Below are 10,725 nucleotides of genomic sequence, written 5' to 3'. Positions count from 1 at the left end.
GGACAGCGAGTCCGTCGATCGACTGGCCGCACGGGTCCTGGAGTCCGCGCTGGAATGGCTCCGGGCCGGCGGGGCCCCACCCCCGGGGACCCGTCTTCTCGACGACGAGCTCACCGAGGACGGAGTGCGCTCCAACCTGGAACGTCGCTACCGGTCCTTGGCCCAACGGGCCGGTCGCCTCCTGGAGCGTTACGCGCTCATCGACAAGGCGAACTCCCTACGTCCCGTGACACTGCTGTGAGGATCGAAGGAACGGCGATGACGATGGTCCGGACCTGCCCCACCTGCGCCGAAACGGTGTCGATGAGCGACGCCTTCTGCGAGGGCTGCGGCCGGAACCTGCCCGTGGAGGCGCACGCCCCCGTGCCGAACCCGGAGGCCGCGGCTCCCGACTCGGTGCCGACCGCGCCCCAGGAGAGCATGGCCGGTGTCGGCTCGAACACCGAGGCCGACGACGTCGGCACGAGGCCCGAGGGGCCCGGAAGGCCCGAGCTGGACGGCGTCGACGCGCAGGTCACGCAACCCATCCGCCGCGAAGCGACGCTGCCGCGGACGGATCCGGTACCGGTGTCGCCGAACGTGGCCCCAGAGTGGCGGCCCCCCGTCACCGGCGAAGATCCGGCCGTGGCCGCCGATCCCGACCTGTGCGTGTGGTGCCCCGGGCGGGTGGCGGACGGCTACTGCGAGAAGTGCGGTTTCCTCCAGCCCACCGGTCGCGACCACGTCGAGGTGCGCGCCGGGACGGCCTTCGGGGTCAGTGACCGCGGGCTGCGGCACAAGCGCAACGAGGACGCCATGGCCGTCCGGGTGATCGGGGACGACGCTCCGCACGCGGCGGGCGCGGTCGTCGCGGTGGTCTGTGACGGGGTGTCCAGCTCGCCCCGTTCGGACGAGGCCTCCAGGGTCACCGCCGAGACGGGCGCGACCGTGCTCGCCGAACGTCTGCGCCGGGGAGCCGACCCACGCGAGGCCACCGGCGTGGCGATGACCCAGGCCGCCCGGGCCGTCGCGGCCATCGCCGAATCACCCGAATCCGCGCCCGCCTGCACCTTCGTGTCGGCCGTGACCTGCCCGAAGACGGGGGCGGTGACCGTCGGTTGGGTCGGCGACAGCCGTGCCTACTGGCTTTCGGGTGGTCCCACCTCCAGCGCCTCCACCCTGCTCACCAGGGATGACTCCTGGAGCGAGGCGATGGTGCAGATGGGCGCCCTGACCCGGGAGGAGGCCATGCGCTCGGCCAACGCCCACGCGCTCATCGCCTGGATGGGCGCGGACTCCGGCGAGATCGACGCGCACATCTCCACCGTGACCCCGACCGGACCCGGCGCCGTCGTGCTGTGCAGCGACGGCCTGTGGAACTACTACCCGGAGGCCGAGGCCCTGGCCGAAGCCGTACCGGACACCGGCACCGCGCCCCTGGAGGCCGCCAGAACCTACGTCGGGCTGGCGCTGAGAGCCGGCGGCAAGGACAACATCACCGTCGTCGTCATACCCGTACCCACAGGGGGTCGCCGTGCCGAACACGTCTGACCGGGCCGGGGGCCCCGAGTTCCGGGTCCAGGTGGACCAGAACCCCTACCTGCCGTTGGGCGGTACGGAGGTGCACGCCGTGGTGAGCGTGACCTCCAACAGCCCAGTTCTGGTGGGGACCTCGGTGCGCGCCTCGGAGGTGATCATCATCGACACCTCCGGCTCCATGTACGGCGAGAAGATCAACGCGGCCAAGCAGGCGGCCCGAGCGGCGATCGAGACCCTGCGCGACGGTGTCCGCTTCGCGGTCGTCGCCGGTCACCGTGAGGCCGAGATGATCTACCCCACCGCCGACCGGTTGGCCGAGGTGAACGACGAGACCCGTGCGGAGGCCCTGGAGGCCGTGGGCCGGTTGCGCGCCGACGGTGGCACCCGGATGGGTTCCTGGCTGCTCAAGGCCGCGGAGCTGTTCGATTCCGGTGGTGAGGGCATCAAGCACGCCATCCTGCTCACCGACGGTCAGAACAACGAGATGTCCGATGTCTTCGAGGGGGTGCTCCGGCGGCTCGCGGGCAGGTTCGTCTGCGACTGCCGCGGGGTCGGCACCGACTGGAAGGTCGAGGAGCTGCGCCGCATCGACGCGGCGCTCCTGGGCGGCGGCCCCGGCATCATCGCCGACCCCGCAGACATGACCGCCGACTTCCGGGCGATGGCCCAGGCGTCCATGGGCAAGACCATCGCCGATGTGGCGCTGCGCCTGTGGGCTCCGCAGAACTCCGTGGTGCGTTTCGTCAAACAGGTCGCGCCCACGGTCCAGGACCTCACCGACCGCGCCGTCCAACGGGTACAGCAGGCCAACGACTACCCGACCGGGTCCTGGGGCACCGAGAGCCGCGACTACCACGTGTGCGTCGAGGTACCCGCGAGCGACCCCGGACGGCAACTGCGCGCCGGATGGGTGCGCGTGGTGATGCCCGGCCGTACCCCGGACCGGGACGAGGTCCTGGCATCGGGGAACATCCTCGCCGAGTGGACACCGGACGAGGCCAGGGCCACCGAGATCAACCCCCGGGTGGCCCACTACACGGGTCAGGTGGAACTGGCCCGGGCGATTCAGGACGGGCTCACGGCCCGTCGCGAGGGAGACGAGGCCACCGCCACCACACGGTTGGGGCGGGCCGTCGTGCTCGCACACGAGTCGGGCGACGAGGAGACGGCGAGGTTGCTCGACCGGGTCGTCGACGTGATCGACCCGGTCACCGGAACCGTCCGGCTCAAGCCCAGCGTCGACAAGGTCGACGAGATGACCCTCGACACCAACTCGACCCGGACCGTACGGACCCGACCCCGCCAGCACGGGCCGGGAACCGGCGGTGCCCCCGGACCCGGGTAGGAGGGACCCCATGCCGAGTTGCCCTACAGGGCACCACTCCACGGCCGACGACTTCTGCGACATCTGTGGGCTGCGCCTGCAGGCACAGTCCGCCCCACCGGTCGCTTCCGGACAGCGTCGACCGGAACCGCCCCGACCCCCCGGACCGAACCCGCCACCGCCCGGACCCGTACCGGCGCAGCGCGGTGGCCCCTGTCCCGAGTGCGGCACGTCCCGGGCCGGCCGTTTCTGCGAGGAGTGCGGCTACGACTTCGCGTCCCAGTCCGGCAGCCACCAACGCAGGATGTCGGACCCCGGGAGCGCTCCGACGGGGGTGCGCTGGCGGGCGATCGTGGCCGCCGACCCCGCCTACTACCAGTACATGGTCGACCAGGGGATGCTCGATCCCGACCGGATCGACTTCCCCATCGGCCAAAGGCAACGCAGGGTGTCCCTCAAGGGCGATCGCGTGCACATCGGTCGGGGGAGCCGCTCGCGCGGGTTCTTCCCCGAGATCGACCTGGGCGGGCCCGGGGGAGACCCCGCCATCTCCCACGTCCACGCCATTCTGTTGGCCCGCCCCGGTGACACCTGGTCGCTGGTGGACCCGGGCTCGACCAACGGGACCACGATCAACGGGACCGCCGACCCCATAGCGCACAACGTGGAGGTCCCCCTGAACGACAGCGACCGGATCTACGTCGGCGCATGGACCTCCATCCTCCTCCAGAAGGGGTGAACCCCGTTGATGCCCCCGAACCCCGAACAGGTGGCGGGACGACCCGAGCCGGGCGCTCCCTCACCGCCGCCGGGACCACCGCCACAGGCCCCCGGTGGTCCGGTGCCAGGTGCGCCGCTCCCCAACGGAACGGTGGTCGCTTCGCCGTCAGGACGAAAGAGCCCCCCGCCACGGTCTCCTTCCTGGGCACCGAGGCTCCGAGCGACCCTGGGCACCACCCCGGCCCGGGTGTGGATGCTGTCCCTGCTGTGCGTGGCGACCATCGTGGGCCTGTTCGGGTCCGCGACGGTCACCCTCGGCCAGGCCCGGGACGGACTCGACGTCCTGGGCCGGGACGCAGGCCCGCAGGCCATGGCCACCACCGAGCTGTACCTGGCCCTGGCCGACATGGACGCCCGTGTGGCCGACGTCCTCCTGATGGGTACCGACCACGACCTCGGATCGGGACGTGAGGAGGCCGAGAACGGATACGAGACCAGCCGGGCCCAGGCCAACCAGGCACTGCTCCACGCGGCCTCGTTGACCGGGTCGAGCGAGCCGACCGAGGGCGAAACGGTCGAGGAGCACAACGTCCAGGCGGTCCTGGACGGGGTGGGCGCCTACGAACAGTTGGCCGCGGAGGCCCGGCTGCTCAACGACGAGGCCGGAGCCCCGCCGGGGGAGGTCGACCCCGAGGCCCTGCGAAGCTACCGGCGGGCCACACGGTTGATGCACACCGAACTTCTGCCCAAGGCGTTCAACCTGGGGCTGGACTCGTCGGCGATCGTGCGCACCAACCACGAGGAGGGGCGGTCCTCGGTCGCGCTGGGCCTGGTGTGGGTCGGTGGGGTCGGAGTGGCCACCTTGGCCTCCCTCATCGCCCTCCAGTTGTACCTGCGGGTGCGGTTCCGTCGTCGGTTCAACGCCCCGCTCCTGGCCGCGACCGTCGGGACCGTGGTCCTGACGGTCGGGGTCACGCTCGCGCTCAACAGCAGCGGCGGCCACCAGAGCGATGCCAAGGACGAGGGGCTGGACGCCGCGATGGCGCTGGCGCGCGCGGGTGCCATCACCACGGACATGCAGGCCGACCAGAGCCGTTACCTGATCGACGGCGAGTTCGCCGACAACTACCAGCAGGTCTACCTGGAGCGGTCCCAACAGGTGCTGTTCCGTCCGGCGAGCAACCTGGAGGACTACTACGCGCGGATCGCCGAGGTCCCCGAGGCGTTCCCGAACCTGCCCGGAACGGACGGATCCGATCCCGATGACCCCGGAACGTTGGGTTATCTGGGGCAGAGCGCCCAGGACGCGTTGCTGCCAGGGCACGGGGACGCGCTCGCCGAGGTGCTGGCGGCCTACAACGACCTGCAGGTCGAGGACCAGAGCCTGCGCGCCGCCGCGCGGGAGGGCGACCTGGAGACCGCGATCGACGTCCGGATGGGGGTCTCCCACACAGAGAACGGGGTCTTCCCCGCCTACACGGACGCCCTGGACGGGCTGATCGACCTGCACGAGGAGGAGTTCACCGCCGGCATCGACCGGGGCAACGCGGCGCTCGCGCCGTGGACCTGGGGCCTTCCGATCGGTGCGCTGATCCTCCTGATCCTGGTGGTGATCGGGGTCCGCCCCCGGCTCGCCGAGTACCGCTGACGGGCTGATCGAGATGAACAGTCGGATCGAGGGGAACACGCACATGTGGTTCGGACGCCGTCGCGCGTGGTCCATGGCGGCCCTGGCCGCCTCGGTGACGCTGGTGTCGCCCGCCTGCTCGGCGGGGGGCCAGGAGTCCCTGGTGGGCGAGGAGTCGTTGACCATCGGAGTCAAGGCCGACCAGCCCGGGTTGGGCCTGGACGTGGAAGGGGAACTCGTCGGGTTCGACGTGGACATGGCCCACGAGATCGCCGAACGGCTGGGTGCCACCGACGTGGAGCTGGTCGGGGTCACCTCGGCCGAACGCGAGGACAAGCTGATCAGTGGCGAGGTGGACATGGTCGTGGCGACCTACTCCATCACCCCGGCCCGCAAGACCGAGGTGATCTTCGGCGGCCCGTACTACGTGGCCAAGCAGGACATCCTGGTGCGCTCCGACGAGAACGACGTGGCCGGGGTCCGCGACCTGGAGGGGCGCAGCGTCTGCCAGGGCGAGGGTTCCAACTCGGCGCTCCGGATCACCGAAGGGCTCGGGATCGACGTGTCCGAACTACAGGAGGCGGAGAGCTACAGCGCCTGCGTCGAGCGGCTCGCCGCGGGGGAGGTGGACGCGGTGTCCACCGACAATTTGATTCTCGCCGGCTTCCTCGCCGAGGACCCGGAAGGGTTCCGGTTGGTCAACAATCCCTTCACCGACGAGAAGTACGGGGTCGGGTTGCCCTATGGCGACGTGGCCGCCTGCGAGGCCGTGAACAAGGCGGTCGGCGAGATGTACCAGGACGGGACGGCGTCCGAACTGCTCGACGAGTGGTTCGGTGAGACCGGCCTCGAAGTGGTCCGCAGCGTGCCCCAATTCGAGGGGTGTGACTAAGGCGCCCCGGGCCGGGAACGGCATCCGGGGAACATCGGTCGACGGGGGTCTACCGGGGTGGCTCGAATGGGCCATATGGCAGATACTGAACCTTATGTAGCGAATTGGGGGACAGAGGAGGAGTTGTCCGTTGACCATCGTCGAGTTCCTGAAGGAACGTCTCGATGAGGACGAACGCGCGTCCAAAGCCGTGCCCGTGGGTTCGCGAGGCCGGGAGAGAGCCCTGGCCGAAGTCGCGGCCAAACGCAAGATCCTCCAGGGCTACACCGAGGCGCACACCGCGAGCATGCGCATCCTGGACGACTCCGGAACGGCCGTGAAGGTCAAGGGTGACCCCTGGTCGGAACTGCTGGCCTGGCGGCTCGCGGTGAAGTACCTCGCCGCCGTCTACCGAGGCCACCCCTTGTACGACCCCACCTGGGAGGATTAGGGGCGGGCGTCAACCCCTCCGTACCGCGTCCAGGCGCGGGATCTGTTCGACGGCCCACGGACTGATAGCCCAAGGGGCGTCTTCGGCGAGGGAGACCACGCCCTCCCAACCCGCCCACGCGTATTCGGCCACCTCGTCGGGGTTCGGATCGGGTTCGTCCTCGGTACGAGCCCAGAACACCGGGCAGAACTCGTTCTCCACGATGCCCTCGGCCGAGATCGCCCGGTACCGGAAGTCCGGCAGGGCGTCGGTGATCTCGGTCAACTCGATCCCCAGTTCCTGACGCGCCCTGCGGCGGATCGCGTCCGGAATCGACTCCCCCGGGGCCGGGTGGCCACAGCAGCTGTTGGTCCACACCCCCGGCCAGGTGGTCTTGCCCAGCGCGCGACGGGTGAACAGCACCCGGCCGTCAGGGCCGAAGATGTAGCTGGAGAAGGCCAGGTGCAGCGGGGTGTCCTCGGTGTGCACGACGGCCTTGTCCGCCGAACCGGTGGGACGGTGCTCCTCATCCAGCAGCACCACGAATTCGCGCTCTGCCGTACTCGGTCCGGAACCGGGCCGGGACATGCTGCCTCCCTCGTTGGCGGACACCTCTCGTGCCGCACATGTCGACGCTGACTCCCCCATGCTCCCCCATGGTCGCCCCTCACGGGCGCGAATACGAATCGGGATGGTCGGAGGAGCCGGGCGCCTCCGGTCCGAACCTGCGCATAAGGTTCCTGTTGGCCCGGTCGATCGGGCGCCAGGAACAGTGGTGGGTGTGGTGATGACGGAGACGGTGACCAGAGTGACGGCCGATGGGATCGACCCGGAGGACCTTCGGAGATGCCTGGAGGTCCTGGCCAAGGCCGAGACGCTGCCCCCTGACCACGACGACTCGCTCGCCCTCCAACGGGCCACATCCGGCCTCTTCAAGGCCCTCAAGGAACGGCGACGCAAGGAGCGTCGAGCCGCCGAGAAGCTCCATGACAGCACCATCATGGCCGCCACGGCCACCGCGGCGCCGGACCGGATCGACGACGAGACCAACGGCCGCGCGCTCACCAGCGGCAGCACCGGAGTGCTCGCCGGGGTGCTGCGCAAGGCCCGCCCCTGCTACGTGTGCAAGCAGAAGTACCGCGAGGTCGACGCCTTCTACCACCAGCTGTGTCCGGAGTGCGCGGCCTTCAACCGGGAACGTCGCAACGCCCGGACCGACCTCACCGGTCGCCGCGCCCTGCTGACCGGCGGCCGCGCCAAGATCGGTATGTACATCGCGCTGAGGCTGCTGCGCGACGGCGCCCACACCACCATCACCACGCGCTTTCCCAACGACGCCGTGCGCCGCTTCGCGGCGATGCCCGACAGCGACCGCTGGCTGCACCGGCTCGACGTCGTCGGGATCGACCTGCGCGACCCCGGCCAGGTCCTGCGGCTGGCCGACTCGGTGAGTGCGCGTGGACACCTGGACATCCTCATCAACAACGCCGCGCAGACCGTACGGCGCTCGCCCGACTCCTACGCACCGCTCATCGCCGCGGAGGCCCGACCGCTCACCGGCGCCGGCCTGCCCGAACCCCTGGTGCTCGGTGGTGTGCGGCCACAGGCCCTGGAGGGTGCCGGCGAGACGGACATCGACCGTGTCGCACCGCACGCCCTCACCCCGGAGATGCTCACCTCGCTGGCGCTGACCACCGGAGCCGCCCACCCCGCACGGGTCCGTGCGGGCGGCGCGATCGACGCCGGCGGCCTCGTCCCCGACCTGGCCCCGGTCAACAGCTGGACGCGGACGGCCGGGGAGATCGACCCCGTGGAGATGCTCGAAGTCCAGCTGTGCAACGTCAGCGCCCCGTTCCTACTGGTGAACCGGTTGCGTCCGGCACTGGCGTCCTCCCCGGCCCGCCGCACCTACGTGGTCAACGTGTCCGCGATGGAGGGCGTGTTCGGTCGCGGTTACAAGGGGCCCGGGCACCCGCACACCAACATGGCCAAGTCCGCGCTGAACCAGCTCACCCGGACCAGCGCCCAGGAGATGCTGGAGTCCGACGGCATCCTCATGACCAGTGTCGACACCGGGTGGATCACCGACGAGCGTCCGCACCCGGACCGGGAGCGCCTCGCCGACGCCGGGTTCCACGCCCCGCTCGACCTGGAGGACGGGGCGGCGCGCGTCTACGACCCGATCGTCCGCGGTGAGCTGGGCGAGGACCTGTACGGGTGTTTCCTCAAGGACTACAGGACCGGCGACTGGTAGGTCGCGCGGGCTCAGGGCCGTAGGACCAGGCGGATCGGTGATCCGATCCGCCCGGCCAGGCGTTCCACCGCGTCGGGGACCCGCTCCAAGGGGAACGTGTCGCTGATGGAACGGGAGAAGTCCAGGCGGCCGGCGCGCACCAGATCCACCAGCTCCACCACGTGTTCGGGCTCGGAACCGTAGTGGCCGAGGATCTGTTGGCGCAGGTAGCTGAACCGGGTGCCGTCCTCGACCTCCAGCGGTTTGTCGGTCAGCCCCACCAGTACGAGTCGCCCGTGTTCGCCCAGGGCCCGGATGGCCTGTTCGCGGACGACCGGTACCCCGGCGAAGTCGAAGGCGACGTCCAGTCCGCGCCCGTGGGTGAGCTGTCCGAGGCGGGTGAGGAAGTCCGGGGCAGTGGGGTCGAGGGCTTCGTCGGCGCCGTGGTCGAGTGACCGCTTGCGCGCGCTCTCGTCGGGGTCGGCGGTGATGATCGGGGCCGCGCCGACCATCCGCAGCAGTTGGACCGCGTGGACGCCCAGACCGCCCACGCCCCACACGCACACCGCCTGCGCGGCGCGCACGTCACCGGTGGTGGACACCGCCGCCCAGGCCGTGGACACCGCGCCCGGGATGATCGCCGCCTGTTCGAACGGCAGTTCGTCGGGGATCGGAACGAGGGTGTCCTCGTCGGCCAACGCGTACTCGGCCCATCCGCCGTCGTAGTCCACCCCGCGAGTGAGCAGCCGCCCGCGACGGTCGTGTCCGCCCGCTTGGAGCGCCACCCGGCCGCCGACCTGGTGACCCAGGACCTCCGGGCCGACCTCCGTGATCTCGCCGGACACCTCGTGACCCGGGGTGACGGTGTCTCCTCGAAGGTAGAGCGGGAACAGGCCCCCCTCGACCAGGTGCACGTCGGACGGGCAGACCCCCGCGGCCCTGACCCGGACCAGCACCTGCCCCCGCTCGGGTATCGGTTTGGGGACGTCGGTGACCTTCAGGGTCCGGTCGGTGATGTTCAACCGGGCCGCACGCATGGTGGCCATGGGGTATTCCTCGCAGACGTGTCGTCGCAATGCGATCCCCCACGATCATCACGCTCCGCACATGAGTCCGTACGGGGGCGACACGGGTCATAAGGGTCAGAACCCGCTCACTTTTTCGCCAAGCGGGACAGTTCAGGCGACCAGACCGGTGCGATGCGCCCAGATGGCGACCTCCACCCGATTGCGGGCACCGAGCTTCTCCTGTACCCGGGCCAGGTGGGTCTTGACCGTGCTCACGGTGACGTACAGTTCCGCGGCGACCTCGGTGTTGGTGAGACCGCGCGCCACCTGGCGCACGATGTCCATCTCGCGGGCGGTCAGCCCCCCAAGGTCGGGTGCGGCCCCCCACGCCGAGGACCGGGTGAAGTGCCGAAGCAGCCGCACGGTGATCTGTGGTGACACCAGGGCGTCGCCGCGCGCCGCCGCCCGCACCGACTCGATCAGCAACGCCGGCCCCGCGTCCTTGAGCAGGAAGCCCACGGCGCCGCCGGCCAACGCGGCGTGCACGTACTCGTCCAGGTCGAAGGTGGTCACCACGACCACCTTCACCGGGTCGTCGATCCCAGGCCCGGCGAGCCGACGGGTGGCCTCCAACCCGTCGATCCCGGGCATCCGGATGTCCATGAGGACCACGTCCGGGCGGAGTTCCTCGGCCAAGCGGATCGCCTCCACCCCGTCCCCGGCCTCGCCCACCACCGCGATGTCGTCCTCGGCGTCGAGCATGTAGCGAAAACCCGTCCGGACCATGCTCTGGTCGTCGGCGAGCAGCACCCGAATCGTCAACTTGTTCCTCTCTCGGGCACCGGGATCGTCGCCGACACCGTCCACCCCTGTCGGCTCGGGCCGGCGGCCAGCTCTCCGCCGAGCACCCGGGCCCGTTCCGCCATCCCGACCAGACCGTGACCGCCCCCGGCGGGACCAAGGCCCCTCGCCCCGCCCCGGCCGTCGTCCACCAC

General features: G+C 70.5%; 11 protein-coding genes and 1 pseudogene. 8 read left to right on the top strand and 4 right to left on the bottom strand.

The window, feature by feature from the left end:
* The 7 genes from K8V84_RS21600 to K8V84_RS21570 form a co-directional block, all read left to right on the top strand.
* Nucleotides 1-241, top strand: a 241-nt coding sequence (locus K8V84_RS21600; protein ID WP_304077980.1) for a tetratricopeptide repeat protein, incomplete at its 5' end; no start/stop codon positions are given.
* Nucleotides 242-258: 17 nt separating this feature from the next.
* Complete coding sequence (locus K8V84_RS21595) at nt 259-1,530, top strand: PP2C family serine/threonine-protein phosphatase (RefSeq protein WP_304077978.1); 1,272 nt, start codon at nt 259-261, stop codon at nt 1,528-1,530.
* Nucleotides 1,514-2,863 carry a VWA domain-containing protein gene (locus K8V84_RS21590; protein WP_304077975.1) on the top strand — a complete coding sequence of 450 codons (1,350 nt, stop codon included), beginning with the start codon at nt 1,514-1,516 and terminating at the stop codon, nt 2,861-2,863. The genes K8V84_RS21595 and K8V84_RS21590 overlap by 17 nt, the downstream gene beginning before the upstream one ends.
* A gap of 10 nt (nt 2,864-2,873) precedes the next feature.
* Entirely contained in the window at nt 2,874-3,581 is a 708-nt protein-coding gene (locus tag K8V84_RS21585) for an FHA domain-containing protein (RefSeq protein WP_304077972.1), read from the top strand.
* 234 nt (nt 3,582-3,815) lie between these two features.
* Nucleotides 3,816-5,210, top strand: coding sequence for a hypothetical protein (locus K8V84_RS21580; RefSeq protein ID WP_304077969.1), 1,395 nt, complete (start codon nt 3,816-3,818; stop codon nt 5,208-5,210).
* A gap of 43 nt (nt 5,211-5,253) precedes the next feature.
* Nucleotides 5,254-6,081: a glutamate ABC transporter substrate-binding protein gene (locus tag K8V84_RS21575; protein WP_304077982.1), complete on the top strand. Its 828-nt coding sequence runs from the start codon at nt 5,254-5,256 to the stop codon at nt 6,079-6,081.
* 130 nt (nt 6,082-6,211) lie between these two features.
* Complete coding sequence (locus K8V84_RS21570) at nt 6,212-6,511, top strand: DUF6221 family protein (RefSeq protein ID WP_304077965.1); 300 nt, start codon at nt 6,212-6,214, stop codon at nt 6,509-6,511.
* Between the two features lie 9 nt (nt 6,512-6,520).
* Here the strand turns inward: K8V84_RS21570 and idi are convergent, their stop codons facing one another.
* The gene (gene idi, locus K8V84_RS21565; RefSeq protein WP_304077962.1) at nt 6,521-7,078 is read right to left on the bottom strand and encodes an isopentenyl-diphosphate Delta-isomerase; all 558 of its coding nucleotides are present in this window, start codon (nt 7,076-7,078) and stop codon (nt 6,521-6,523) included.
* Nucleotides 7,079-7,277: 199 nt separating this feature from the next.
* On the opposite strand from idi, the gene K8V84_RS21560 reads away from it, so the two are divergent.
* Entirely contained in the window at nt 7,278-8,744 is a 1,467-nt protein-coding gene (locus K8V84_RS21560) for an SDR family oxidoreductase (protein ID WP_304077959.1), read from the top strand.
* A gap of 11 nt (nt 8,745-8,755) precedes the next feature.
* Here the strand turns inward: K8V84_RS21560 and K8V84_RS21555 are convergent, their stop codons facing one another.
* From K8V84_RS21555 to K8V84_RS21545, 3 genes and pseudogenes are all read right to left on the bottom strand, one after another.
* Complete coding sequence (locus K8V84_RS21555) at nt 8,756-9,769, bottom strand: zinc-binding dehydrogenase (RefSeq protein ID WP_304077956.1); 1,014 nt, start codon at nt 9,767-9,769, stop codon at nt 8,756-8,758.
* 132 nt (nt 9,770-9,901) lie between these two features.
* Nucleotides 9,902-10,552 (bottom strand): response regulator transcription factor, encoded by a 651-nt coding sequence (locus K8V84_RS21550; protein WP_304077953.1) that lies wholly within the window; start codon nt 10,550-10,552, stop codon nt 9,902-9,904.
* A pseudogene (locus tag K8V84_RS21545) lies at nt 10,549-10,725 on the bottom strand (sensor histidine kinase); the annotation flags it as partial. The gene K8V84_RS21550 and the pseudogene K8V84_RS21545, both read right to left, overlap by 4 nt.

The sequence above is a fragment of the Nocardiopsis listeri genome (genome assembly GCF_020741345.1).
Taxonomy (GTDB): Bacteria; Actinomycetota; Actinomycetes; order Streptosporangiales; family Streptosporangiaceae; genus Nocardiopsis; species Nocardiopsis listeri_A.
Note: the sequence above shows the minus strand (reverse complement) of the source record. Positions and strands in the feature narration are given on the sequence as shown.